At 38.9% G+C, this 26,729-nt stretch carries 21 protein-coding genes, 1 pseudogene and 1 CRISPR repeat array; all 22 genes and pseudogenes read left to right on the top strand.

Annotated elements, in window-relative coordinates; genetic code table 11:
* The first annotated feature begins 143 nt into the window (after positions 1 to 143).
* The 22 genes and pseudogenes from sigI (at position 144) to EFD62_RS14255 (ending at position 20,700) form a co-directional block, all read left to right on the top strand.
* Entirely contained in the window at positions 144 to 848 is a 705-nt protein-coding gene (gene sigI / locus EFD62_RS14360; RefSeq protein WP_069195494.1) for an RNA polymerase sigma factor SigI, read from the top strand.
* Positions 848 to 2,416 (top strand): anti-sigma factor domain-containing protein, encoded by a 1,569-nt coding sequence (locus tag EFD62_RS14355; protein ID WP_235832663.1) that lies wholly within the window; start codon positions 848 to 850, stop codon positions 2,414 to 2,416. The genes sigI and EFD62_RS14355 overlap by 1 nt, the downstream gene beginning before the upstream one ends.
* 157 nt (positions 2,417 to 2,573) lie before the next feature.
* On the top strand, positions 2,574 to 2,960 hold the full coding sequence (locus EFD62_RS14350) for a DUF2721 domain-containing protein (RefSeq protein ID WP_128706340.1): 387 nt from the start codon (positions 2,574 to 2,576) through the stop codon (positions 2,958 to 2,960).
* 488 nt (positions 2,961 to 3,448) lie between these two features.
* A complete protein-coding gene (locus EFD62_RS14345; RefSeq protein ID WP_069195497.1) occupies positions 3,449 to 3,892 on the top strand; it encodes an RrF2 family transcriptional regulator in 444 nt (147 codons plus the stop codon).
* A gap of 230 nt (positions 3,893 to 4,122) precedes the next feature.
* Complete coding sequence (gene hemA / locus EFD62_RS14340) at positions 4,123 to 5,118, top strand: glutamyl-tRNA reductase (protein ID WP_069195498.1); 996 nt, start codon at positions 4,123 to 4,125, stop codon at positions 5,116 to 5,118.
* Positions 5,115 to 5,573, top strand: a complete 459-nt coding sequence (locus tag EFD62_RS14335; protein ID WP_128706339.1) for a precorrin-2 dehydrogenase/sirohydrochlorin ferrochelatase family protein — start codon at positions 5,115 to 5,117, stop codon at positions 5,571 to 5,573. The genes hemA and EFD62_RS14335 overlap by 4 nt, the downstream gene beginning before the upstream one ends.
* Positions 5,563 to 6,441, top strand: coding sequence for a hydroxymethylbilane synthase (gene hemC, locus EFD62_RS14330; RefSeq protein WP_128706338.1), 879 nt, complete (start codon positions 5,563 to 5,565; stop codon positions 6,439 to 6,441). Before EFD62_RS14335 ends, hemC begins: the two co-directional genes overlap by 11 nt.
* Positions 6,441 to 7,922, top strand: coding sequence for a uroporphyrinogen-III C-methyltransferase (cobA, locus tag EFD62_RS14325; protein ID WP_128706337.1), 1,482 nt, complete (start codon positions 6,441 to 6,443; stop codon positions 7,920 to 7,922). The genes hemC and cobA overlap by 1 nt, the downstream gene beginning before the upstream one ends.
* 222 nt (positions 7,923 to 8,144) lie before the next feature.
* Entirely contained in the window at positions 8,145 to 9,125 is a 981-nt protein-coding gene (hemB, locus tag EFD62_RS14320) for a porphobilinogen synthase (protein WP_069195502.1), read from the top strand.
* Entirely contained in the window at positions 9,125 to 10,390 is a 1,266-nt protein-coding gene (gene hemL, locus EFD62_RS14315) for a glutamate-1-semialdehyde 2,1-aminomutase (protein ID WP_069195503.1), read from the top strand. Before hemB ends, hemL begins: the two co-directional genes overlap by 1 nt.
* A 219-nt stretch (positions 10,391 to 10,609) precedes the next feature.
* Entirely contained in the window at positions 10,610 to 11,677 is a 1,068-nt protein-coding gene (locus EFD62_RS14310; RefSeq protein WP_069195504.1) for a sulfate ABC transporter substrate-binding protein, read from the top strand.
* A gap of 27 nt (positions 11,678 to 11,704) precedes the next feature.
* Entirely contained in the window at positions 11,705 to 12,556 is an 852-nt protein-coding gene (gene cysT / locus EFD62_RS14305) for a sulfate ABC transporter permease subunit CysT (RefSeq protein WP_069195505.1), read from the top strand.
* A 76-nt stretch (positions 12,557 to 12,632) separates the two neighbouring features.
* Complete coding sequence (gene cysW, locus EFD62_RS14300; RefSeq protein WP_069195506.1) at positions 12,633 to 13,514, top strand: sulfate ABC transporter permease subunit CysW; 882 nt, start codon at positions 12,633 to 12,635, stop codon at positions 13,512 to 13,514.
* Between the two features lie 39 nt (positions 13,515 to 13,553).
* Positions 13,554 to 14,621 (top strand): sulfate/molybdate ABC transporter ATP-binding protein, encoded by a 1,068-nt coding sequence (locus tag EFD62_RS14295; RefSeq protein WP_069195507.1) that lies wholly within the window; start codon positions 13,554 to 13,556, stop codon positions 14,619 to 14,621.
* A gap of 28 nt (positions 14,622 to 14,649) precedes the next feature.
* The gene (locus EFD62_RS14290; protein ID WP_128706336.1) at positions 14,650 to 15,372 is read left to right on the top strand and encodes a phosphoadenylyl-sulfate reductase; all 723 of its coding nucleotides are present in this window, start codon (positions 14,650 to 14,652) and stop codon (positions 15,370 to 15,372) included.
* Positions 15,369 to 16,250, top strand: coding sequence for a sulfate adenylyltransferase subunit CysD (gene cysD / locus EFD62_RS14285; protein ID WP_069195509.1), 882 nt, complete (start codon positions 15,369 to 15,371; stop codon positions 16,248 to 16,250). Before EFD62_RS14290 ends, cysD begins: the two co-directional genes overlap by 4 nt.
* A 1-nt stretch (position 16,251) precedes the next feature.
* Positions 16,252 to 18,051, top strand: a pseudogene (locus tag EFD62_RS14280) (GTP-binding protein).
* An 18-nt stretch (positions 18,052 to 18,069) separates the two neighbouring features.
* Complete coding sequence (gene thiS, locus EFD62_RS14275; protein ID WP_069195511.1) at positions 18,070 to 18,279, top strand: sulfur carrier protein ThiS; 210 nt, start codon at positions 18,070 to 18,072, stop codon at positions 18,277 to 18,279.
* On the top strand, positions 18,276 to 19,088 hold the full coding sequence (locus tag EFD62_RS14270) for a HesA/MoeB/ThiF family protein (RefSeq protein WP_128706335.1): 813 nt from the start codon (positions 18,276 to 18,278) through the stop codon (positions 19,086 to 19,088). Before thiS ends, EFD62_RS14270 begins: the two co-directional genes overlap by 4 nt.
* A gap of 22 nt (positions 19,089 to 19,110) precedes the next feature.
* Complete coding sequence (locus tag EFD62_RS14265) at positions 19,111 to 19,530, top strand: M67 family metallopeptidase (RefSeq protein WP_128706334.1); 420 nt, start codon at positions 19,111 to 19,113, stop codon at positions 19,528 to 19,530.
* Positions 19,530 to 20,402 carry a 4Fe-4S binding protein gene (locus tag EFD62_RS14260; RefSeq protein ID WP_128706333.1) on the top strand — a complete coding sequence of 291 codons (873 nt, stop codon included), beginning with the start codon at positions 19,530 to 19,532 and terminating at the stop codon, positions 20,400 to 20,402. Before EFD62_RS14265 ends, EFD62_RS14260 begins: the two co-directional genes overlap by 1 nt.
* Positions 20,403 to 20,454: 52 nt before the next feature.
* Positions 20,455 to 20,700 carry a sulfurtransferase TusA family protein gene (locus EFD62_RS14255; protein WP_069195515.1) on the top strand — a complete coding sequence of 82 codons (246 nt, stop codon included), beginning with the start codon at positions 20,455 to 20,457 and terminating at the stop codon, positions 20,698 to 20,700.
* Between the two features lie 118 nt (positions 20,701 to 20,818).
* A CRISPR array of direct repeats spans positions 20,819 to 26,460; the repeat unit is 29 nt; unit sequence CTTTACATCCCACATAGTTAAGGCAATAC.
* Positions 26,461 to 26,729: the final 269 nt, after the last annotated feature.

Below are 26,729 nucleotides of genomic sequence, written 5' to 3'. Positions count from 1 at the left end.
TTTCATTTTAATATGGTATATAGTAACATTATAGGATAGTATCAGCAGAAACCCGACTAATGTATATTTGTTTATGTCGAACTTTGCTGATATAATTATGCTATGCATGCTTTATGATTCTGTTCATTTTTGGAGGCAACCAAATGTACCCTGTTACTATAAACCAGAGGGTTGAGTCAATTAAAAATGATGATGATGAGATAAATATTTTCGTTGAGGAATACAAACCTTTTATAGCTGCCTGTACACAGAAGGTGGTAGGGCGTTATGTTGCCTATGGTCAGGACGATGAGTTGAGCATTGCGTTAATGGCCTTTGTAGAGGCTATTCGTTCTTATGACGGCGCAAAGGGCAATTTTCTTTCTTTTTCCCAGAATGTTATTAGAAGAAGAATTATAGACTATCAAAGAAAAGAAAAAAAGTACAATACGGTTATTAATATAAATGGGTACTCGGATGAAGAGGAAGAGGAGACTGACCTTAGTATTGCTATGTCCATGGAAGAGTACTCAAAAGAGGAGGCCAGTGAATATAGAAGGCTAGAACTCCAACAATTGAAAAGGGAGCTTGAAGAGTGGGGAATATCCTTTTTTGAGCTGGTTAACATATCTCCCAAGCATAAAAAGACCAAGAGGATTTATTCCGATATAATAAGATTTCTTTTGTCAAGACAGAATATTATTGAGAAAATAAAGCAAAAGAAATATATACCTATTGCAGAGATAGAACAGAACCTGAAAATACCTCGGAAAACGATTGAAAGAGCTCGAAAATATATTATAGCAGTAGTTATAATATGTACTGGAGATTACGAGTTTATTAAGGATTACGTAAACTGGGAGGTGTAATGATGAAGGCAATTATAGTAGATATAGAAGGCGATTATGCTGTTGCTCTTGATAAACGCGGCCGATTTATTAAGATTGAGAAGACAGTAGAGCATACTGTCGGCTATGAAATTGATGTACCAAGTAAGGTGAGTAGATTTAGCAATAAAACGTTATTAAAAATAATGTCTGTGGCAGCTGTCCTATTACTTGTTTCAAGTATTTCTTTTGCCGCGTATAGCTACAATACGCCTTACTGCTATGTGAATGTCGATATAAATCCCAGTTTGGAAATTGTCCTTAATATGTATAACAGGATTATTGATGTAAAAGCACTAAATCCTGAAGGCGAGAAGCTGATTGAAGATTCATATAAGAATTCCCGATTGGACGAAGGTGTAAAAAAAATTATTGACAGTGCAGTGGCACAAGGTTTTCTTACAAGCGATGATGAAAACGCAGTCATGCTTACAGTTGCAGGAAAGAATTATGAGAAGGTTCTTAAGATAAAAGAAGAAGTAGGAGATACAGCAAATAAGGCTCTTACTAATGATAAAGTAGTTTCGGAGGTAATTGTTGAGAATGTAGTGTTGGAGAGACGGGAGGAGGCTAAGGAATTGGGAGTATCCCCCGGCAAATTGGTTCTTATTGATAAGCTTAAGGAGGTCAATCCCGAGGCAACTACTGACGAGTACAAGGATAAGCCTGTGAAGGAAATTATGAAGTCCATTAAGGACAGAAAGAAGGTCAAAGAAGAGAATAACCTGAAGGATATCAATAAAGATAACAACAAAGATAAGGTAAACAGTGAACCGACTATAGAACCTTTACCTACTAAAAAACCTGATGCAGAAATTAGTGTTGGGGAAAAGAATAGCATCAGCCCAGCTAGAGACAATAAACCGGATAAAGCCAATAGCAATACTAAAATTAATAATGACATCAATAAGGATAATACGGACAATAAAGCCAATAGCAATACTAAAACTAACAATGATGTCAATAAGGATAACAAGGACGGTAAAGCCAATAGCAACACAAAAATTAATAATGACATCAATAAGGACAACAAAGATATTAAAAATAATACTAATAATAATGATAAACCCAATAATCAAGATAACAAGGACACCAATAATAAGGATAAGTACTTTCAATACAATCCGTATTGGAATCCCAATTGCAACCCTTACTGGGCCCCAAATTCGAACCCGTATTGGGAAAAGCCAAAGGAAAAAGTAGATGAAGAGCAGAAAAAACCACATAATGAATGGACTGAAAAGATAGGGGAAGATCAGAAAAAACCGCATAATGAATGGACTGAAAAGATAGGGGAAGAGCAGAAAAAGCAGTATAATGAATGGATTGAGAAGATGGGGGAAGAGCAGAAAAAACAGTATGACGAATGGGCTAAAAAAATAGCTGAAGAACAGAAAAAGCAGTATGATGAATGGATTAAAAAGACGGAAGAGATGAAAAGGATATATGAGGAAAGTAAAGAGAAAGAAGCTAAAGATAAACAAAAAGAGAATAAACCGGACAAGCCTTATCATCCGGGAAAAGACAATATGAATAGAAAAAAACAATAAAGAAAATATGAGTTCAAATAACTATTGCCAGTCTTATTTAAGTTTATCTAGAAAGCTTAATAAAACTGGCAATAACATATACCATATACCATATACCATGTTTATACACTGTTAATTTGGATATATATCATATATAAATTTTGAAAGGAATGATTATATGGAACTTACACTTACAACACCAGCATTGCTATTTCCAGCTATTTCCTTATTAATGCTTGCATATACAAATCGCTTCATTGTGTTGGCTCAATTAATCCGCGATCTGTATGCTAAATATAAAGAAAACCCTGATGAAGTCACAAAAGGGCAGTTGTATAATTTAAAAAGAAGGATTGTGATTATCAAAAATATGCAGATATTTGGCGCTTTGAGTTTTTTCTTCTGTGTTGCATGCATGTTCTTGATCTTTTTTGAATTTATGTTTTTGGCAGATGTTGTTTTTGGTATTAGTCTAGTGCTTTTGTTGATTTCATTGGGATTGTTGGTATATGAATTGCAAATCTCCATTAATGCTATAAATATTCAGATAGAAGATTTTAAATAGTATGAACCGGGGGACTGCTGCAAACATTATTTCTTATTTATTTCCTAAGTGAAAAAGTATTAATACATTAAAACAGCCATTTAGAGGGATAAATATTCTATTTTCCAAGTCTTAATATATTTATAAAGCTTCCACAGAAATTCACTCTTTTTTATTTTGACTTTCCAATTTAATGCTATAGTATAATTTAAATAATATTCTTACAATCGGAAGGAATTGCCGGTTGAAAAGAATTAGTGTTATATAAAACGGCACAATTTAAGTGGGTTGTATTCACGTAACATCCTTAAATGTGCTGTTTTATATTGGATTTTAACTTTGGTTAGCTTATGCTGCTAAAATCTTTGCGTGGGCCTATTATTGAGATGTACTCACCTTTATCAATCCTTATTATAAAAGACCTTATTGACAAATTTTATAAAATATTATATTATTAATTAGCTAACTAAAACTATAGGTTTACTTATATATGGAGGCGGTGCTTATTTATGAAGATGTCAACAAAAGGTCGGTATGGGTTACGGGCGATGCTGGATATTGCAATTAATTCAAGAGGAGATATAGTAAATGTAAAGAGCATTGCTGAAAGGCAGAATATCTCAGAGTCATATCTGGAGCAAGTCTTTTCAATATTGAGAAAGGCTGCAATAGTAAAAAGCATAAAGGGTGCACAAGGAGGATATATTCTTGCAGACGATCCTTCTAACATAACTGTTGGCCAAATTTTACGCACGTTGGAAGGGAACCTCAATGTTGTTGACATAGATAACCGGGATAATAAAGTCAATAGAGAAGAAAAGTGTATAAACGAATTTGTCTGGAATAAAATTAATGAGAGTATTGATCAAGTTGTTGACAATATTTCTCTTGAGGATCTGTTGCACGAATATCAGAAATTAAAAGAAAATCCCTCTGTAATGTATTATATTTAACGCTAAAAATAGTTTATAGCATTTTCTTATGCCTTAAATAGTAAATAAGCTTTCGTATTAACATAGGAAATTGTGCAATTATTGACTTGAGTATTTATATATTTATTAAACCTGTTGACAGGGGTTTCTAATTAATAATATAATTTACATACAAAATCCAAGTAAACATATAGGAACAATGATATAATGATGTAGTATTTCCAGTAAAGAGAGAATGTGGGGTGTGGATTTTGAACGTAATCATGGCTGGGATTGATTATACCTTGGCGTCAATTGATATTAGAGAAAACTTTTCATTTACAAAATCCACTTTACAAGTTATATATAATGAGTTATTAAAAAATGAAAATATTTTTGGCGCGGTGATTATTTCAACTTGTAACAGGACAGAACTATATCTTTCGTGTGAGGATGGCTTTTATATAAATCCCTTTGAGCTATTATGCGATGCTGTTAATTTCGATTATGAAGAGTATAGTGATTTACATACGTTAAGAACAGGGGATGAGGTTATCAGGCATTTATGTGAGCTTGCCTGTGGAGTGAAGTCTCAAATATGGGGAGAGGACCAAATCATTACCCAGGTTAAAAACGCCATTGAATTGGCAAGAGAAATGAATGCCAGTGACAGCGCCCTTGAAGTAATGTTCAGGATAGCCATAACCTCTGCCAAAAAAGTAAAATCCATATTAAAGCTCAGTAGTACAGAGAGTTCTATAGCCTATAGTGCTTTAAAGATTATTAAAAGCAAGGATAATATTCAAAAAATTCTGGTAATTGGAAATGGCGAAATTGGCAGGCTTATGTCGTCAATATTGATAGAAAACGGGTATGACACCACTATAACCTTAAGGCGCTATCACCATGGCAGCAATATAATACCTGTAGGGGCAAAAACCATAGAGTACGGCCAGCGATATAAAAAGCTCCAAGATTGTGATGTTGTAATTAGTGCTACTCTAAGTCCACACTATACTTTAGAAATAGATGAGATTCACAAGATGAGTTATCCTAATTTGTTTATTGATCTTGCAGTTCCACGGGATATTGATCCTAATATCAAAACTTTAGACAATGTAGAGTTATATGATGTTGACAGCATTTATGCGGATGAAGTAAATAAAAATCATGCAGAGCAGTTGGCCCGAGTAAATGAAATTATAGGAAAGTATATTTTTGATTACTATAGATGGCACGAATTTAGAAAAAGGCTGGTTTCAACATGAAAGAATATTTTCCGTTATTTATTTCTTCAAAGGGTAAAAAGGCGCTGGTAATTGGCGGTGGAAACATTGCTGCAAGGAGGATATCAACGCTCCTTAACTTTGAATTTGATATAACAGTTGTAGCGCCGAAGATAACAAAGAAGATTCGGCAATTTGCAGAGGATGGGCTCATTACATATATTCAGCGAGAGTTTTTAGAGGAGGATTTGGTCGATAAATTTCTTGTTGTTGCAGCTACAGACAAAAGAGAAGTAAACAAATACGCAGGTGAGCGGGCAAAAGAATTGGGGGCATATGTGAGTGTGGCCGATGTGAAAGAAGAATGCAATTTTTATTTTCCTGCGGTCATCACAAAAGATGAAGTTGTTATTGGTGTTACCAGCGGTGGTAAATCTCATAAGATGGTGAAAGACATATCAAATACCGTAAGGAAGGTATTAAATCATGAAGATTAGAGTAGGCAGTCGTGAGAGTAGGCTTGCTGTCAGGCAATCGCAAATAGTGATAGATTCTATAAAAAAATACAGCCCCGATATTGAAATCGAGCTTATAACAATGAAAACAACAGGGGATATAATTCTTGATAAAACCCTTGACAAGATTGGCGGTAAAGGTCTGTTTGTAAAAGAACTCGACCGTGCTTTGTTAGATGAAAAGGTGGATATCACTGTCCACAGCTTTAAGGACATGCCCATGGATATAGATGACCGCTTGCCCATTGCGGCAGTTTCAAAAAGAGAAGATCCTAGGGATGTACTTGTGTTGCCCAAAGGGGTGAATGAGATTGACTTTAGTAGGCCCATTGGTTGCTCAAGCTTAAGAAGGAAAATTCAGATAGAGAAAATTTATCCAAACTCTACAATCCAGCCAATAAGAGGAAATGTTTTAACACGCCTTGAAAAGTTGGATAGTGGGGAATATTCAGCCATAGCCTTGGCGTATGCAGGACTTAAGAGATTGGGACTTGAAGATAGAATTTGGCGCGTGTTCAGTACGGATGAAATTGTTCCGGCAGCATGTCAGGGGATTATAGCGGTACAAGCACGGAAGGGTTTTGATGTATCGTTTTTGGCAAATTTTCATGACAAGGACTCATGGGATATATCAGTGGCAGAAAGAAGCTTTATAAAGGCATTGAACGGTGGATGCAGCTCTCCAGCTGCAGCTTTTGGAGTAATACAAGAGGATAAAATAATTCTTACAGGATTTCATGTTGATAAAAGCAATAGGATATATAAATTGACAAAAGCAGGGAACAGAAATCAAGGGGAAGAATTGGGATATAATTTGGCGATGGAAATGCTGAAGGGGATGGATACATAATGGCTGAGGGCAAAGGAAAGGTTTACTTGGTGGGAGCAGGACCGGGAAATGAGGAACTTCTGACAGTTAAGGCATTTGACGTTATAAAAAGAGCAGATGTCATTGTTTATGATCGGCTTATAAGTGACAGTATACTCTCAAAAATTCCCGACGATATAGAAAAAATTAATGTTGGAAAGAATGCAGGGAGTCATCCGGTTCCCCAGCATGAAATAAACAAAATCCTCATGAGCAAAGCATTAGAAGGTAAAAATGTTGTCAGGCTAAAAGGCGGTGACCCCTTTGTATTTGGGAGAGGAGGGGAGGAGCTTGAGTTCCTATATGAAAGTGACATATCTTTTGAGGTGGTACCCGGCATTACTTCAGCAATAGCCGTAGCAGCGTATGCAGGTATCCCTGTTACCCATAGAGACTTTTGCTCGTCACTGCATATTATAACCGGGCATTCAAAAGACGGCGGAAGCCTAGAGATTGACTATGATTCCCTGGTGAAGCTAAAGGGAACGCTTATCTTTATGATGTCGGTGGCGTCATTTTACAAAATAGCAGAAGGGCTGATAGAAGCCGGCATGAATCCCGATATGGATGCGGCAGTGGTGGAAAACGGAACAAGGCCAAATCAAAGAAAGTTTATCTCAAAACTTTGCGACATTTCAAAAGTTATTGCGGAAAATCAGGTTAAGTCTCCGGCAATAATCATAGTCGGAAAGGTATGTGCTCTTTCGGAAAAGCTTGATTGGTTTTCCAAATTGCCTCTTTACGGCTGTAATGTGCTGGTAACAGGCCCTAAGAAAACATCGGAGAAACTGGTTGGCCAGCTAAGCAGACTTGGGGCGTATGTAATTGAGTATTCATGCATAGATACCGAGCCATTGGACTTTGATATCGATATAAAAGAGTACAGTTGGGTAATTTTTACAAGCAGCTTGGGTGTGCAAATATTTTTTAAAAAGCTGAACGAAGCGGATCTTGACAGCAGGCACTTGTATAATAAAAAAATTGCAGCAGTAGGCTCACAGACTGCCGAAGAGTTGTTGAAGCATGGAATACGTGCTGACTTTGTTCCCAGTAAATTTGACGGCAAACATTTGGCACAGGAGCTTTTAGATAGCGGTAAAATAACCTCAAAAGATAAAGTGATTGTTTTCAGGGCAAAAAACGGAGCGAAGGAGCTTGTAGACATTTTTGAAAAGAGTAATATATCTTATACCGATGTCCCTGCTTATGCAACTAGATACATAAAAAATGATACAATCGACATAAACAATTTCAATTATATTACTTTTACAAGCGAAAGCTGTGTAAAGGGATTTACGGATTCCTTTGAAAATACCATAGATTATTCAAAAATCAATGCAATATGCATTGGTGAACAGACAGCCAAAGCTGCAAGGGCTTATGGAATGAACACAATTATTTCCGATATCGCAACAGTTTCTTCAATGGTTGAAAAAATTGTAGAAATATATTGTGCTAAATAAACCTGCTAAACGGAGGTGAAGAAAAATGCGTAAGAAACATTGTGGAGCAAGTCGTAGAGCCTGTTAATACGACGAGGAAAGGGAGAGCATTGTCTGAGCGAAGCGAGTTTTGCTCGACCCCGAGGAGTATTTACAGGCTCTAGACTAGCGGAACTCAAGTTTCTGGAGCATTTTTCTTGCACCGACCTATAATTACAAAGATTGAGCTAATGGAGGTGTATCATGCTGCAAAGACCGCGCAGGTTGCGATTTAACCAACATATAAGGGATATGACAAGGGAAGTGAGGGTAAGTTCCAAGTCCCTCATACTGCCCATTTTTATCATGGAAGGCGAAAATATAAAGTCACCTATAGATTCTCTTGAAGGTCATTTTTATTACAGTCCGGACACGGTTTTTGAAGCGGTGGATGATACGTTGAAACATGGAGTGAACAAGTTTTTGCTTTTTGGATTGCCGACAGAAAAGGATGAGATTGGCAGCCAAAGCTTTGATGAAAACGGAGTGATACAAAAAGCAGTCCGGATGATTAAGGAGCGGTACAGGGATGAAGTATTTATCATAACTGATGTTTGCATGTGTGAATATACCTCCCACGGTCATTGCGGCATACTGGACCATGGGTATGTTGACAATGACAAGACCCTGGAGTACCTTACCCAAATTGCCCTGTCCCATGCAGCGGCCGGGGCAGACATGGTGGCGCCGTCGGATATGATGGACGGCAGAGTGGCGGCAATTCGGCAGGCGCTGGATAAACACAAATTCATAAATACGCTCATCATGTCCTATGCCGTAAAATATTCGTCATCTTTTTACGGGCCCTTTCGTGAAGCTGCAAAGTCGGCTCCATCCTTTGGCGACCGGAAATCATATCAAATGGATTACCATAACAAGCAAGAGGCCATCAAAGAGGCCTTGTTGGATATGAATGAGGGCGCTGATATTCTAATGGTAAAGCCGGCATTGTCCTACTTGGATATTATCAGCGAAGTTTCAAAACAGTCCAACCTGCCCACGGCAGCGTACAGTGTCAGCGGGGAGTATGCTATGATAAAAGCAGCCGCGAAAATGAATCTGATAGATGAATACGGAGTGATGTGTGAAACAGCGGTATCCATCTTTAGGGCGGGGGCAGATATTTTGATTTCATACTATGCAAAAGAGATAGCAGAGTCAATCAACAAGGGGGACATTGGATAATGACCGTATCAAAATCAAAGCTTTTATTTGAAAGAGCAAAAAAAGTAATTCCCGGCGGAGTAAACAGTCCTGTCAGAGCCTTTAATGCTGTAGGAGGCTGCCCGCCTTTTATTAAAAAAGCGAAGGGTGCAAGAATTTACGATGTTGACGGCAATGAATACATTGATTATGTGGGTTCGTGGGGGCCGATGATTCTAGGCCATTCCCACCCAAAAGTACTTGAAGCCATATCAAAAACCATGGTGGATGGGTTAAGCTTTGGAGCTGCAACGGAATTGGAAGTTCAAATGGCGGAGCTTATTTTAGAGCTTGTGCCGTCAATTGAGATGGTCAGAATGGTAAACAGCGGTACCGAAGCAGTAATGAGTGCCCTTCGTGTTGCAAGGGGCTATACCAAAAGGGAAAAAATTATAAAGTTTGCAGGTTGCTATCACGGACACGCAGACAACATGCTGGTCAAAGCAGGTTCGGGGGCGCTGACAAATGGAATCCCCAATAGCGGGGGAGTCACGGAAGGTGCTGCGAAGGACACATTAATAGCGCGATATAACGATATTGACAGCGTAAGGATTTTATTTGAGCAAAACAAGGGCAGTATAGCAGCTGTTATTGTTGAGCCTGTGGCAGCCAATATGGGAGTTGTCCCGCCGGAAGACAATTTTTTGGGAAAACTGCGCAAGCTCTGTGATGAAGAGGGAGCCCTGCTAATCTTTGATGAGGTAATTACCGGATTTAGGCTGGCTATTGGAGGTGCACAGCAGTATTTTGGCATTAATGCGGACCTTGTGACCTACGGGAAAATCATCGGAGGAGGAATGCCCGTGGGTGCCTATGGAGGAAGACGCGAGATTATGGAATGTGTGGCACCGGTGGGGGATGTTTATCAAGCAGGAACATTATCGGGAAATCCCATTGCCATGTCGGCAGGGATTGCTACATTGAGGGAGCTGGCTGATAATCCTGAGATTTTTGACAATATCAACAGACTTGGTCAAAAATTAAGTGAGGGTCTTAACAAAATCACCAACAACACTGTAAAAGCAGTTGGCTCTTTGGTTTGTGTGTTTATGCTCGAAGAGGGAGTGACTGATTATGACAGCGCAATGAAAAGCGATACCCAGAAGTTTGGAGAGTATTTTAATTATCTATTGAATAATGGAATTTATATTGCTCCTTCGCAGTTTGAGGCGATGTTTATTTCCAACTCCCATACAGACAAAGATATTGATGAGACTTTGGAAAAGATAAGTTTATTTTTTACCTAAGATCATCCTCGTTAACGAAACCAAAGTATATATATAGGATTAATAAAATTTTTTACTAATCTATTGACAGTAGATAAAAATGGTAGTAAAATAAACACAATAATTCATATATGAATAGTGTGATATAGTTTAAAGGGGATAACCCTTTAAATTTTAACTTAAAGCACACTAAACTGGTATGAATACTTATATTTAATATCTTTGTGAGGAGAGATGATTATGGAGAGAAATAAGAAAGCAAAAAATATTCTGAAGATAAGTATAGCAAGTCTGATAATTATAGCTAACTTTGTTTCCTTTACAGGATGCGCAAAAGAAACCAGCAAAAATAGAGGAGATTCGGGAGAAGCAAAGTCTGTTACACTTCTTAATGTATCTTATGACCCCACCCGTGAGCTTTATCAGGAATACAATGAAGCGTTCGTAAAACACTGGAAAGAAAAAACCGGTCAGGATGTTACCGTCCAGCAGTCCCATGGAGGCTCGGGCAGCCAGGCAAGAACAGTAATTGACGGTAATGAGGCTGATGTTGTGACACTGGCCTTGGCGTATGACATTGATTCTATAAACAAGAATAAAGAGATTTTGAGTAAGGATTGGCAGAAACGTTTGCCTCACAATTCGACTCCATACACATCAACTATTGTATTCTTGGTAAGAAAAGGCAATCCAAAAAATATTAAGGACTGGGATGATCTCGCAAAGCCGGGAGTGGAAGTTATTACTCCAAACCCCAAAACTTCAGGAGGCGCACGCTGGAATTATCTTGCGGCATGGGGATATGCCCTAAGAAAGAACGGAAATGATGCAGAGAAAGCTAAAGAATTTGTTAAAGCGATATTTGCCAATGTACCCGTTCTTGATTCCGGAGCTAGGGGGTCTACTACGACCTTTGTAGAACGGGGATTGGGTGATGTACTTATAGCTTGGGAAAATGAAGCATTCCTTTCTTTGAACGAACTGGGCAAAGATAAGTTCGAGATTGTTGTACCATCGGTAAGTATATTAGCTGAGCCTCCAGTGACTGTAGTTGATTCAGTGGTTGACAAGAAAGGAACCCGGGAAGTGGCAGAAGCGTACCTTGAATATCTGTACAGTGACGAAGGGCAGGAAATAGCTGCAAAGAATTATTACAGACCTAGAAGTGAGGAAGTTATAAAAAAATACACTTCACAATTCCCCGAGATTGAACTTTTCACCATTGATGAAGTCTTTGGCGGGTGGGATAAGGCACAAAAAGAGCATTTCGATGATGGCGGTGTTTTTGATCAAATATATGAAAAATAATAATCTTTGAATCTTAGGGGTGAAGTCATGAATCTTCTAATCAAGCCATTTAAAATAAAACAAAAAAGTGTCATACCGGGTTTTGGTATTACAATGGGGTTTTCCCTTACGTATCTGACCTTACTGGTTTTGATTCCTGTGTCAATGGTCTTTTTAAACAGTGCCAAAATAGGGCCAGCGGAATTCTGGGAAATTGCTTCTTCAGAAAGAGTGTTGGCTTCGTTGAAAATATCTTTTAGTACTTCTTTTTTGGCCGCAGTAATAAACGTTATTTTTGGACTTCTTCTTGCATGGGTTTTGGAAAGGTACACCTTTTGGGGTAAAAAACTAATAGATGGCTTGATTGACTTGCCTTTTGCTCTGCCTACAGCTGTTGCAGGCATTTCACTAACTACGCTTTATTCCCAAAATGGTTGGATAGGAAAGCTTTTGGCACCGTTGGGCATTAAAGTATCATATACTCCTATTGGTATAGTTGTTGCATTGGTTTTTATAGGTTTCCCCTTTGTAGTAAGGACTGTCCAACCGGTGCTGGAAAGCATTGACCTTGAGGTTGAGGAAGCAGCAGCATGTCTTGGAGCTACTAGGTTTCAAACTTTCTATAGAGTCATTTTGCCGGAATTGCTTCCAGCATTAATAACGGGTTTTGCATTGGCATTTTCAAGGGCTTTGGGTGAATATGGCTCAGTGGTTTTCATATCGGGAAATATGCCTATGAAAACGGAAATAACGCCGTTGTTGATAAGAACAAAGCTGGAACAATACGATTATGCAGGCGGCACAGCGGTAGCCGCAGTTATGTTGATTATTTCCTTCATTCTGCTGCTGTTAATTAATATATTTCAGTGGTGGGCAAGTAATAGACATAAGGTAAGTTAGGTATGGAAATTAATGAGTTGAAGAAGTGTTAGTCTGCAACTAACAAACGACATATGGCAAGTTAGGAGTGATTAAGATGGCAGGAAGCATCCCGATTCAAATAAAAACCGCAAAAACAACGCCCGCGGAAAGGAGAGCGGTAAAAGGCTCGAAGATTGTTCCAGTGATTCTAACGGCGATTGCAATATTGTTTTTTATATTAATGCTCATAGTTCCACTTATTTCGGTATTTGCAAAGGCATTTGAACAAGGAGCGAATTTATATTTTGCTTCAATTACCGACCCTATAGCATGGAAAGCCATAAAGCTGACCCTCATAACCATAGCAATCACAGTTCCGATTAACACTGTATTTGGCCTTACAGCTGCTTGGGCGATAGCAAAATTCAAGTTTAAGGGTAAGAATGTATTGATTACTTTTATTGATTTGCCTTTTTCCATATCACCTGTCGTGGCAGGACTAATATTCGTTTTGCTCTTTAGTACCAGTCATGGACTTTTGGCCCCGTTACTTAATGCTTGGGGATTAAAGATTATCTTTGCACCGCCGGGGATTATTCTGGCAACGCTGTTTGTTACCCTTCCCTTTGTTGCAAGGGAGATAATACCACTAATGGAAGCTCAGGGGACCACAGAAGAAGAGGCAGCGTTGACCTTGGGGGCAAGCGGCTGGAAAACCTTTTGGCTCGTTACACTTCCCAATATAAAGTGGGCACTGTTATACGGCATTATGCTCACAGCTGCAAGATCAGCCGGAGAGTTTGGGGCAGTTTCTGTTGTATCGGGACATATTAGAGGTCTTACCAATACAGTTCCTCTTCATGTTGAAATACTATACAACGAGTACAAATTTTCTGCGGCATTCGCAGTGGCATCATTATTAACCCTTATTGCACTAATTAATTTGATTGTAAAGAACGTAGCCCATTGGAAGATAAAGCAGCAAAGCAAAATATAACGACTTTACACATTGTGAGGAATTTTGGGGGGATTGGTTATGAGTATAGAGATATCTAACATTTCAAAGACATTTGATTCATTTAAAGCGCTAAACGATATAAACCTGCACATTCAGACCGGGGAATTGGTTGCCTTGCTGGGCCCGTCCGGTTCGGGCAAAACAACACTATTAAGAATTATTGCCGGTCTGGAAACAGCGGATCAAGGCAGCATCATTTTTGACGGAGAGGATAATACCGGCAAGAGTACTCAGGACAGAAAAGTAGGGTTTGTGTTTCAACATTATGCTTTGTTTAAACACATGACGGTCTTTGAAAATATTGCTTTCGGTTTAAGGGTTAGGCCTTCAAAATTAAGACCTGGCAAGGAAGCTATTAAAAAGAAGGTACATGAGCTATTGGGGCTCGTAAAGATGGAAGAACTGGCAAACCGCTATCCTGCGCAGCTGTCTGGAGGGCAGCGTCAGCGAATTGCCCTGGCGAGAGCATTGGCCGTAGAACCCAAGGTTTTGTTGTTGGATGAACCTTTTGGAGCATTGGATGCCAAGGTTAGAAAGGATTTACGCCGATGGCTTAGGAAACTCCATGACGAATATCCTATCACAAGTGTTTTTGTGACCCATGACCAGGAAGAGGCGCTGGATGTGGCCGATAGGGTTGTAATCCTCAACCAAGGCAAAATTGAACAAATAGGTACACCGGAGGAGGTATATGACAACCCGGCTAATCCTTTTGTATATAATTTTCTGGGCAATGTAAACTTGTTTCACGGAAGAGTGCATAACGGAAAAGTTGAGTTGGGATCATTTAAATCTAGCCCGGATAATAATGACCAAGGTAGAGATATAGTCAGTTATACCCGTCCCCATGATATTGAGATTAAGCTTGAACCGGAGGGAAAGGAATTCATCGGTTCTCAAATTACTTTTATAAGGGCGGTAGGACCTGTTGTTAAGATTGAATTGGTGAGATTGGATAATGGAGAATATATTGAAGCTGAGATTAGCAAGGAAACTTATAGGAAGCTTGAGTTGAAGGAAAAGCAAACTGTTTACGTGAGACCTAGGGATTTCAAGGTTTTTATTCCCGAGGATTATGTAATTTAATACAAATGTATGTAAAGGGGAAGAAGTGATGATACAGTTAGATTTGGAAAAATTAAATAAGGAATATTTGGACAAAAGTCCTGAAGATATCATTAAGTTTGTTGTGGAACATATAGGTATTTCAAGGGTCGCATTGGCTTCAAGTCTTTCTATTGAAGATCAAGTTCTGACGGATATGTTGATTAAAATTAATCCCAGAGCGAGGGTGTTCTTTCTTGATACAGGAAGACATTTTCAAAAAACCTATGATCTTATGGACGAAACCATGCAAAGGTATAAATTTCATTATGAAGTTTATGCTCCGGAAAGTAAAGAATTGGAGCAAGCTGTCGCAGAACATGGTCCCAATTTCTTTTATGAAAGCGTTGAACTTAGAAAAAAGTGCTGCGAAATAAGAAAGGTAAATCCATTAAAAAGAGTCTTGGGCACAGTGGATGCATGGATTTGCGGTTTAAGGAGAGAACAGTCATTAACCCGACAGGAATTGAATATTTTTGAATGGGATAGTAGTCATTCTATTTATAAAATAAACCCCATTGCTTTTTGGTCTGAAGATAGAGTGTGGGAATACATCAAAAAGCATAACATTCCGTACAATTACTTGTATAACAACGGGTTTCGAAGCATTGGATGCCAGCCGTGCACCAGGGCAGTAAAGCCCGGGGAAGATGTTCGCAGCGGCAGATGGTGGTGGGAAGACCCTGACAAAAAAGAATGCGGCTTGCACGTAAGAGTGGGGGGAACGGTATGAATCACTTGGATAAATTGGAAGCACAGAGCATTTATATATTAAGAGAAGCGTATAGAGAGTTTAAAAATATCTGTATGTTGTGGTCCATAGGAAAGGACAGTACGGTACTTCTTTGGCTGGCAAGAAAAGCTTTCTTTGGACATGTACCTATACCTTTGGTACACATAGACACCCATTATAAGATACCCGAGATGATAAAGTATAGGGATGAACTTGCAATAAAATGGAAGCTAACCATGATATATGGAGAAAATAGCGAGGCCCTGGCACAGAAGAAAACTTTTCCCGACGGAAATGCGGATCGCTTAACATGCTGCCAAATGCTAAAATCTGAAGCTTTGAAAAATACCCTTTCCGGTGAATGGAACCGTTATGTTATGGATCATAAGACCGGAAAATATGTTGTCGATTCCAATAGAGAAAAATATACAGGGGTTATCGTAGGAGTAAGGGCCGATGAAGAGGGGAGCCGATCAAAGGAAAGATATTTTTCCCCGAGGGATAAGGAAAATGACTGGGCTGTAGAAGATCAGCCTCCTGAGTTTTGGAATCAGTTTAAGACCGACTTTGCGCCGGGAACCCATATCAGAATACATCCACTGCTGGATTGGACGGAGCTGAATATCTGGGAATACATAGAAAGGGAAAATATACCAATTACATCCCTGTATTTTGACCAGGGTGACGGAAAACGTTATAGATCCCTAGGATGCTATCCATGTACTTTTCCTGTGGAGTCAACAGCAAAGAATGTTAGTGAAATTATTGAAGAATTAAAAAGCGGTAAGTTTGCAAACATAGCAGAAAGATCGGGACGAGCACAGGACAAGGATGATGGCGGTGGGCTTGAGACCTTAAGGAGAGGGGGGTACATGTGATATGGATACAAGAGAACAAATGAACATTGTAATCGTCGGACATGTGGATCATGGAAAAAGTACCGTCATAGGAAGGCTGCTTGCAGATACCGGCTCTCTTCCGGAAGGAAAGCTCGATTCGGTTAAGGAGTATTGCAGAAAGAACTCCAGACCCTTTGAGTATGCGTTTTTGTTGGATGCATTAAAGGATGAACAGGCACAGGGTATTACAATCGATACTGCAAGATGCTTTTTTAAGACAAGTAAAAGAGATTACATTATTATTGATGCACCCGGGCATATTGAGTTTTTAAAGAACATGGTTACGGGAGCATCCCGGGCGGAAGCAGCCCTCTTAGTAATAGATGCAAAGGAAGGCATAAAGGAGAATTCAAAACGCCACGGTCATATTGTTTCCATGCTGGGAATTAAACAAGTGGTTGTTTTGGTGAATAAGATGGATTTGGTGGACTTTAGCAAGGAAGTTTATGAATCCATTATCTCGGAGTTTGGGGAATTTTTGCAAAAGGTTAACATAAAGCCGATTAATTTTATCCCCATCAGTGCCTTTAACGGAGATAATATTGCCCAAAAATCCCCAAATACCTTGTGGTATGAAGGCCCCACAGTTTTAGAACAGTTGGATGGGTTTGTGAATAAAAAGGAGAATCGCCAGCTCCCATTCCGTATGCCTGTACAGGACATTTATAAGTTTACTGAAGAAGGGGATGACCGATGAATTGTAGCAGGTACAATCATAAGCGGAGCAATAAACGTGGGGGATGAGGTTGTCTTTCTTCCCTCAAACAAGAGGTCGGTGATAAACAGCATTGAGGGATTCAATGTAAAGCCTAGGAATACAGCCTATGCAGATGAAGCAATAGGAGTGACATTGACTACGCAGATTTACATAAAACCCGGAGAGCTGATGGTAAAAGCAAGCGAAAAGCCTGCGTCAGTGAGCTCACGCTTTAGGGCTAATATATTCTGGGTGGGCAAGGCTCCTTTAATAAAAAACAAAAACTATAAATTAAAAATCGGTACTATGAAAATTGCAGTAAAGCTGATTGAGATATTAAATATTATTGATGCTGCGGAGCTAAACATTGATACCTTTAAGGATCAGGTGGAAAGGCATGATGTGGCAGAGTGTATTTTTGAAACTGCAAAACCTATTGCCTATGATGTCATTTCTGACGTTGAGCAGACCGGAAGATTTGTAATTGTAGACAACTATGAGATATCCGGCGGCGGAATTATTTTGGAAGAGGTCCCGGATACAGATAGCAGCTTGCTGACCCATATTAGAGAAAGAGAATTTTTGTGGGAGAAAAGTTTGATTTCTGCGGAGCAAAGAAAAAATGCCTATGGACATAAGGCAAAGTTTGTTGTGATTACTTCAGGCAGTGAAGGAAAAGAAAAAGATATCCAAGATATCGGAAGACAATTGGAAGAGCGACTTTTCAATATGAAATATAAAGCATATTATCTTGGGGTTTCAAGCATATTGCACGGACTTGCATCGGATGTGGCAAATGACTATGAGGATAGGGATGAGCATATAAGGCAAATTGGAGAACTGGCAAGAATATTTACAGACTCGGGCCAAATATTTATTACCAGTATATTCAACTTGGATGACTACGAGGCCAAAAAACTTAAACTTTTGAACCAGCCCAATGAAATCATAGTGGTCAATATAGGACAGACGCCTTTTAACAATTTTGTACCGGATGCAAGTATAGAAGATACAGAGGGTGCGGTCGAAGCTGTGGGTGATTTGTTAAAACGTCATGAAATTATACTTGAATATTATATATAGAATATGGGGGTTTTTTGAATGACAATTAAAGTGAATGGCAAGGATATATTAATTGAAAAAGCGGTTACCGTAAAAGAACTTCTGGAGATTCAAAAGGTAGAAATGCCGGATTATGTCACAGTGCAGATAAATGATGAAATACTGGACAAAGGAGATTTTGAAACCCTGACTGTCAAGGAAGGCGATGTTGTGGAATTCCTTTATTTCATGGGAGGCGGTGCACTATGAGCTTTACCAATGAGCAAATGGAGAGGTATTCTAGGCATATTATTTTAAAAGACGTTGGGGTGAAGGGGCAGAAAAAGCTTCTAGAGTCCAAGGTTCTAATTGTAGGAACGGGTGGCCTTGGAGCACCGGCTGCTATGTTTCTGGCGGCTGCAGGGGTTGGAACAATAGGTCTTGTGGATTTTGATGCAGTGGAGCTTTCAAATCTTCAAAGGCAGATTATTCACTTGACCAAGGATGTGGGAAAGCCCAAGGTTATATCGGGAAAGGAAACCATCAATGAAATGAATCCTGATGTGGATGTTGTTACTTATCAGGAGTGGGTAAGTGCGGCTAATATAAGGGATATTATTAAGGACAGGGATTATGATTTTATTATAGACGGTACCGATAATTTTCCTGCGAAGTTTTTAATAAATGACGCCAGCGTTCTTACGGGAAAACCCTTTTCCCATGCGGGGATTATAAGGTTTAAGGGACAGACCATGACCTACGTTCCGGGAGAGGGACCATGTTATAGATGTATATTTGAGAATCCTCCGCCACCGGATAAAGTCCCGACATGCAAACAGGCTGGTGTGCTGGGAGTAATGGGCGGAATTATTGGAACCATTCAAGCAACAGAAGCTATTAAATACATACTTGGTATTGGTGAATTGCTTACAGGGAATCTTCTAACCTATGATGCCTTGACGATGGAGTTTAGAAAGATTAAATTGCCAAAGAATAAAAGGTGTCAGATTTGCGGTGAAAATCCTACAATAAAAGAGCTTGTAGACTACGAGCAGGCAGTTTGTGATTTGAAATCTTGATGGGTGTTGGAGGTGTCTAGTTATGATTGTTATGACAAAGGACCAATATCAGGAAATACTAAATCATTCTCGCAATACTTTGCCCAATGAAGCCTGTGGGCTTTTAGGAGGCAGAATAGAGAATGGTGTAAAATACGTTGAGAAAGTATATCTACTTAGGAATATAGATAATAGCCCTGAACATTTTTCCATGAACCCACGGGAGCAACTTGCTGCAATTAAAGATATGAGAAGTAATGGTTGGGAGCTTCTGGGAAACTTTCACAGTCATCCGGCGACACCATCCCGCCCGTCAGAAGAGGATATAAGGCTGGCATTTGATCCCAAGGCAAGTTACATGATATTATCGCTAAAAGACAGTACACCGGTAGTAAAGAGCTTTAATATTTCATCAGGACAGGTGAGTGAGGAAAGATTATCTATTGTGGGGGAGGAAACATAGTGGCGAATGTAGATTATAAAGAGCTAAAAAAAGGCGGATTCATGAAGCAGGTTGATAAGGACCGGTTTGCATTGCGTGTTAAAATTGTTGGAGGTCAAATAAAATCAGATCAACTTGCCAAGGTCAATGAAATAGCACAGAAGTATGGTGCAGGCTATGTCCATATGACTTCAAGACAAAGCATAGAAATCCCGTTTATTAGGCTCCAAGATGTTGATGTTGTTAAGGAGGAGCTTTCTAAAGCTGGGCTTAAGCCCGGGGCATGCGGGCCAAGGGTTAGAACCATTACTGCATGTCAAGGGTCTACGATTTGTCCTAGTGGTCTCATCAATACAACGGAGCTTGCTAATGAATTTGATGAAAGGTATTATGCCCGTGAATTGCCCCATAAGTTTAAGCTGGGTATTACCGGATGCAGAAATAATTGCTTGAAGGCGGAAGAAAATGATATTGGCGTTAAAGGTGGAATGATGCCGTGCTGGGTGGAGCATAAATGTATTTACTGTGGATTGTGTCAAGCAGTTTGCCCGGCAAAGGTTATTCAGGTAAAAAAGCAGGAAAAAGAGTTGACTTTCAATGAAAAAGACTGCATCTATTGCGGCAAATGCGTTAAGGTGTGCCCTACAAGTGCATGGGAAGGAAAAAGTGGATTTATAGTGTACTTTGGAGGATTGTTTGGCAATAGAATATCAATCGGAAGGCAGCTTTTGCCTATCATTTTCTCAAAGGAAGTATTGCATAAGGTTATTGAAGCAACTTTGGCGTTTTTCGAAGAGAATGGAAAGCCCGGTGAAAGATTTGGAAATACATTGGACAGAGTGGGTTGGGGCTTGTTAGAAGATAGGCTTGTTGAATTGTTGGAAGCGGTGTGATTATTGAGCATTTTATGTGGATACAAGAACCGCTTGAAATGGAGGGATGGATATGAGCGATTTTAAAGCAAATGGTTTTGTAGATATCACTGATGTTGTTTGCCCCATGACTTTTGTTAAGGCAAAAATTGCCATAGAGGAACTTATGGAAGGGCAAATTCTTGAAATTAAGATGAATGAGGGAGAACCTATTTTGAATGTGCCAAGAAGCCTCAAGGAAGAGGGGCATAAAGTACTTGATGTTGTGAATAATGAGGATGGTACCTTTACTGTTTTTGTGGAGAAGGGAGAGATTTGACATTTAGCTTTTTCACAGCAGGAGCTACGAAGGCGTTAGCATACCTTGTGAGCAGTATATTAAGTTGAAGCTGTTTAGGCTCTGGCTGTCCATGTTACCATTCCTTTGGGCAGTCTGTCTTTATGTTCCGCATAGTTAAGGCAATACCTTCGTAGCAGTTTAAGAACATCGTCCTCTGCCAAAAACTTTACATCCCACATAGTTAAGGCAATACAATAAAACTCCAGAGGAAAATAATCATATCTTTGTAACTTTACATCCCACATAGTTAAGGCAATACCAAAAATTCAACCTCTTCTTGCGTCCAATGTTTCCCCTTTACATCCCACATAGTTAAGGCAATACCATTCGGAGAAGTCGAAGGACTTCCGGATTCACAGGACTTTACATCCCACATAGTTAAGGCAATACTCCTGTTACAGTTCCCGTACTGTTTTCAGTGAAATACTTTACATCCCACATAGTTAAGGCAATACTACCGCATCAATTACCTGCTTAAATAGGCTTATTAACTTTACATCCCACATAGTTAAGGCAATACGATACGTTCCAGTATTTCCCGAATATCAATTTCACACCTTTACATCCCACATAGTTAAGGCAATACCGTTTTCTGTCTTTTTCCTTACCTTATCAGAAGGTCTTTACATCCCACATAGTTAAGGCAATACCAAAATAAAAAAGAAGGCATAAACTACCATTACCAGTCTTTACATCCCACATAGTTAAGGCAATACCTCGTCAAAGCGGTCTGAAGTGTATGCTAATACCACTTTACATCCCACATAGTTAAGGCAATACATTGAAGAAAATAGGCTGCATGATTTTTATACGTCACTTTACATCCCACATAGTTAAGGCAATACGTTGATTTGCTCCTCGAATAGCTTGAATCTTGCATTAACTTTACATCCCACATAGTTAAGGCAATACTCGATATACAGCCCATGCCATTTCCCTTTTGGCGCCTTTACATCCCACATAGTTAAGGCAATACGATTCGTACTCTGACAGATTCGGCAAAATTATTGATCTTTACATCCCACATAGTTAAGGCAATACAAAAGATGATTGATGAAGCCGAGAAGCCCGAGACAACTTTACATCCCACATAGTTAAGGCAATACTACAGTTAGTGTTTGCAAGCTATTTGCCGACTACTTCTTTACATCCCACATAGTTAAGGCAATACACCTAATGACACACCGAAATATTGGGCTATTTTATCTTTACATCCCACATAGTTAAGGCAATACGACAAAGGATTGAAACGTTTTTAAATTTAATTCTTTCTCTTTACATCCCACATAGTTAAGGCAATACCCCCACCATACGAAGGCAACATAGTAAGTTCCTGCAACTTTACATCCCACATAGTTAAGGCAATACCATAAGGAAATTTATTCTTCACTACATCAAAAGGAACCTTTACATCCCACATAGTTAAGGCAATACAAAAGAAAGAATGTAGACATGAGATAACTATTTGTGCTTTACATCCCACATAGTTAAGGCAATACGCCAGCCATTTCATTGATCCGGTTCAGCTTCTTCCCTTTACATCCCACATAGTTAAGGCAATACATATTTCAACTGGAATAGTGTTCAACTTAATTTTTCTCTTTACATCCCACATAGTTAAGGCAATACATCCCGAACCCGTCATTTGAAACAAATTTGTCCGGGCTTTACATCCCACATAGTTAAGGCAATACGGCTGGGTAAAAGGTTATCCGGACGGGACGTTTCAACCTTTACATCCCACATAGTTAAGGCAATACTTTTATTATCGCCGGTTCCTTGTGTTCGCAATTCTCCTTTACATCCCACATAGTTAAGGCAATACATGAAGATACTTATAATATTAAAGTTGATTATATGACTTTACATCCCACATAGTTAAGGCAATACTTCTACAATAATATGCCAATAAGTCTCCCTTCTTTCCTTTACATCCCACATAGTTAAGGCAATACGTACCATTGACTTTTTCTTCCCTTCTTGCTTGTAGCACTTTACATCCCACATAGTTAAGGCAATACACAATGCTTTGATGTTGTAGAATGTCGTACTTTACTCTTTACATCCCACATAGTTAAGGCAATACATGAACCTGCTTGGTGGGATATTTGGGACGGGCTTGACTTTACATCCCACATAGTTAAGGCAATACGTGTGTGACGGAAGAAGAAGCAAAAGAAAACAGGGACTTTACATCCCACATAGTTAAGGCAATACTATGAATCATCCTCCCGGAGCACTCTTCCCGACCTCTTTACATCCCACATAGTTAAGGCAATACCCTGCAATGCCTTGAAGCGAGTTTTTAACATTGTTACTTTACATCCCACATAGTTAAGGCAATACGCCTGTTACAACTCCTTTGAATCCCCATGTTGCTTTCTTTACATCCCACATAGTTAAGGCAATACTTAGCAGAACCAAGTATATTATTACTTTGGAAACCACTTTACATCCCACATAGTTAAGGCAATACATATATTTCTGCAGCATCAACTGTATAGACTACCTTCTTTACATCCCACATAGTTAAGGCAATACTTCATCCTCGATAGCCGAAAGATATTGCCCTTCTATTCTTTACATCCCACATAGTTAAGGCAATACCATTTCGATTATGCATGTATTAGAACCTAAGCCAACCTTTACATCCCACATAGTTAAGGCAATACGGAATAAACCAAGTAACAATAGACGGAGAAAACCTGAACTTTACATCCCACATAGTTAAGGCAATACTAGAGCGCAAATAAAAATATATTCAGGCCACCCCGACTTTACATCCCACATAGTTAAGGCAATACCAAAACAGAACCCTTCACAGGCTTATAACCTTTACTACTTTACATCCCACATAGTTAAGGCAATACTAGACGGCACTCCACTCAGGGGCACTCCTTTTTTATCTTTACATCCCACATAGTTAAGGCAATACATTTATTTCATGCAAATAAACAGAATCAGTAACAGTCTTTACATCCCACATAGTTAAGGCAATACTATGGTGCTAGTTGCTGTAAGGCTTGATATCCTAACCTTTACATCCCACATAGTTAAGGCAATACCATTTGCAACAAATCCGGTCATGTCTATGATCCTTTCTTTACATCCCACATAGTTAAGGCAATACGAAAATAAGGATTGAAACGTTTCAAACTATTTTTATCACTTTACATCCCACATAGTTAAGGCAATACGTAGGGCGCGACCGCATTTACAGTGCTATACACAACTTTACATCCCACATAGTTAAGGCAATACGAAGACAACGGAACAACAGAATGTGGTTTGTGCGGCTTTACATCCCACATAGTTAAGGCAATACGTTTTGCTAATGTTTCAGCTTCTGCTTTCCTTTGCTCCTTTACATCCCACATAGTTAAGGCAATACTCTACTACATGAAAGTCAGTATATTTGTTTCAGTACTTTACATCCCACATAGTTAAGGCAATACGCGCTGAGCTGACTGTGTTTGTCATGCTGTTTACTGATCTTTACATCCCACATAGTTAAGGCAATACGTCCATCCGAAAATTTAAACCCGATGTAGAATAAATACCTTTACATCCCACATAGTTAAGGCAATACTTGTTGCCTGAGTGTATTTGCCCATGCAACTTGTTTTTCTTTACATCCCACATAGTTAAGGCAATACGTTCAACACGTTTTTCACCTCCGAAAAGTCTAACACTTTACATCCCACATAGTTAAGGCAATACTTTGCTTCGTCTATTGGCGGGATCTTATCATCAGGGCTTTACATCCCACATAGTTAAGGCAATACTTAAACCGCTCAAAGGCACGTCGCGTCAGAATATTACTTTACATCCCACATAGTTAAGGCAATACCTCGTAAGGTTTTCCAATCCGTCCAATCCTCTATACTTTACATCCCACATAGTTAAGGCAATACCGGTTCTGGAATTGGGTCAGGTTCCGGATTAGGTTCCTTTACATCCCACATAGTTAAGGCAATACTTGCTTTGGGTCTATCATAAGGAATTTCAATTCATCCTTTACATCCCACATAGTTAAGGCAATACCCTAGATCCTTTTTTTGCTTACCAAAAAACTTTTGCCTTTACATCCCACATAGTTAAGGCAATACCACTGCGCTAATATCATTGTACTTTTGGAAGCTCATTCCTTTACATCCCACATAGTTAAGGCAATACCAAAATCTTTTGGATCTATTCGGATCACATCTGCCTCTTTACATCCCACATAGTTAAGGCAATACTTTTCGCATTGCTCAATAAATTCATTTGATATTGTCTTTACATCCCACATAGTTAAGGCAATACGCTGTTTCAATCGTAAGTTTCCCAAGCCCTACGACACTTTACATCCCACATAGTTAAGGCAATACTATACACAATGGGGAGTTGCGGGCTTATAAACCTAACTTTACATCCCACATAGTTAAGGCAATACAAAGAAAATTGAGTTTGCGCGCAAATTAAATATTAAGCTTTACATCCCACATAGTTAAGGCAATACTCAGCTAAAATAACGACATTATGATTGTTTATTTTACTTTACATCCCACATAGTTAAGGCAATACGTAGAAAATTATGATGTGTTTGATTAAAATTGTGCTCTTTACATCCCACATAGTTAAGGCAATACAATACCATCCTCTATATTACAACTAAACCAATACCGTCTTTACATCCCACATAGTTAAGGCAATACCTTATATGAACCATACAAGAATCATGGTTTGCATCCTTTACATCCCACATAGTTAAGGCAATACCTTTCCCTTCTTGCTGTAGTATGTGCAACAAGAAAACTTTACATCCCACATAGTTAAGGCAATACTAATTGTGCTATCCATAGATTCGCCTTCAACTCCACGCTTTACATCCCACATAGTTAAGGCAATACGAGTATAATCAATATAGTGAAATAAGTATTGAATTGCTTTACATCCCACATAGTTAAGGCAATACTTAGAGCGCAAATAAAAATATATTCAGGCCACCCCGACTTTACATCCCACATAGTTAAGGCAATACATATGTATTATGAGTTTACCGATAGCGCCCAGCGGTATCTTTACATCCCACATAGTTAAGGCAATACTCGATACGTAATTTTATTATGCCTCTCATGCTATTCTTTACATCCCACATAGTTAAGGCAATACGGAATATGAGACATTTTTTTTACCGTATACGGAAAACTTTACATCCCACATAGTTAAGGCAATACCCTCTTCCGACTCAGAAACCGTATGACGATACGGATCTTTACATCCCACATAGTTAAGGCAATACTATGTTGACGCAGACGTATTGATTCAGTTCTTTGTCTTTACATCCCACATAGTTAAGGCAATACCCCATTACCCACCCTATGCCTTTTTTGATAAACAGCTTTACATCCCACATAGTTAAGGCAATACCTGTTAACATATATTTTATAATTTATAGCTTGCCTCCTTTACATCCCACATAGTTAAGGCAATACAGGAGATACAAAAGTCAAACTATCAAGTTTCAATTCTTTACATCCCACATAGTTAAGGCAATACTGGAACTATGTAAACAACTCGAAGAGATTCCCTTCTACTTTACATCCCACATAGTTAAGGCAATACCCGAACTAAGTACAAAATTGACTTATGAATATCAGTCTTTACATCCCACATAGTTAAGGCAATACGCACAACAAATCCAAAAAGAAAAAAACAATTACCCCAACTTTACATCCCACATAGTTAAGGCAATACCGAGAGTCCCACCTGTAGAGCGACAAATTGTTTTTCCCTGTTAGATTGCTAAAACGCCAAATTAAAATTCCTTTCACCTATAAATCAAGAAAATAATCTGCTGAAAAACACATCAAAATACCATCTGCTCTATTGCCAAATACCAAAAGTATATTATCATAATATAAAAAGAGAAAGAGTCAGTTTTGCTTGGCCACTTAACACTCTTTCTCCTGCTAATATGCTTAGAAAAGCACACCCACAAGATTATGATAAGATTATTTTCAATA

It is taken from the genome of Acetivibrio mesophilus (assembly GCF_004102745.1).
Lineage (GTDB): Bacteria > Bacillota > Clostridia > Acetivibrionales > Acetivibrionaceae > Hungateiclostridium > Hungateiclostridium mesophilum.
Note: the sequence above shows the minus strand (reverse complement) of the source record. Positions and strands in the feature narration are given on the sequence as shown.

Excerpts from the sequence above, each read along its gene's own strand:
- sigI (WP_069195494.1), top strand. The coding sequence starts at position 144 with ATGTACCCTGTTACTATAAACCAGAGGGTTGAGTCAATTAAAAATGAT.
- EFD62_RS14355 (WP_235832663.1), top strand. The coding sequence starts at position 848 with ATGATGAAGGCAATTATAGTAGATATAGAAGGCGATTATGCTGTTGCT.
- EFD62_RS14350 (WP_128706340.1), top strand. The coding sequence starts at position 2,574 with ATGGAACTTACACTTACAACACCAGCATTGCTATTTCCAGCTATTTCC.
- EFD62_RS14345 (WP_069195497.1), top strand. The coding sequence starts at position 3,449 with ATGAAGATGTCAACAAAAGGTCGGTATGGGTTACGGGCGATGCTGGAT.
- EFD62_RS14335 (WP_128706339.1), top strand. The coding sequence starts at position 5,115 with ATGAAAGAATATTTTCCGTTATTTATTTCTTCAAAGGGTAAAAAGGCG.
- hemC (WP_128706338.1), top strand. The coding sequence starts at position 5,563 with ATGAAGATTAGAGTAGGCAGTCGTGAGAGTAGGCTTGCTGTCAGGCAA.
- cobA (WP_128706337.1), top strand. The coding sequence starts at position 6,441 with ATGGCTGAGGGCAAAGGAAAGGTTTACTTGGTGGGAGCAGGACCGGGA.
- hemB (WP_069195502.1), top strand. The coding sequence starts at position 8,145 with ATGCTGCAAAGACCGCGCAGGTTGCGATTTAACCAACATATAAGGGAT.
- hemL (WP_069195503.1), top strand. The coding sequence starts at position 9,125 with ATGACCGTATCAAAATCAAAGCTTTTATTTGAAAGAGCAAAAAAAGTA.
- EFD62_RS14310 (WP_069195504.1), top strand. The coding sequence starts at position 10,610 with ATGGAGAGAAATAAGAAAGCAAAAAATATTCTGAAGATAAGTATAGCA.
- cysT (WP_069195505.1), top strand. The coding sequence starts at position 11,705 with ATGAATCTTCTAATCAAGCCATTTAAAATAAAACAAAAAAGTGTCATA.
- cysW (WP_069195506.1), top strand. The coding sequence starts at position 12,633 with ATGGCAGGAAGCATCCCGATTCAAATAAAAACCGCAAAAACAACGCCC.
- EFD62_RS14295 (WP_069195507.1), top strand. The coding sequence starts at position 13,554 with ATGAGTATAGAGATATCTAACATTTCAAAGACATTTGATTCATTTAAA.
- EFD62_RS14290 (WP_128706336.1), top strand. The coding sequence starts at position 14,650 with ATGATACAGTTAGATTTGGAAAAATTAAATAAGGAATATTTGGACAAA.
- cysD (WP_069195509.1), top strand. The coding sequence starts at position 15,369 with ATGAATCACTTGGATAAATTGGAAGCACAGAGCATTTATATATTAAGA.
- thiS (WP_069195511.1), top strand. The coding sequence starts at position 18,070 with ATGACAATTAAAGTGAATGGCAAGGATATATTAATTGAAAAAGCGGTT.
- EFD62_RS14270 (WP_128706335.1), top strand. The coding sequence starts at position 18,276 with ATGAGCTTTACCAATGAGCAAATGGAGAGGTATTCTAGGCATATTATT.
- EFD62_RS14265 (WP_128706334.1), top strand. The coding sequence starts at position 19,111 with ATGATTGTTATGACAAAGGACCAATATCAGGAAATACTAAATCATTCT.
- EFD62_RS14255 (WP_069195515.1), top strand. The coding sequence starts at position 20,455 with ATGAGCGATTTTAAAGCAAATGGTTTTGTAGATATCACTGATGTTGTT.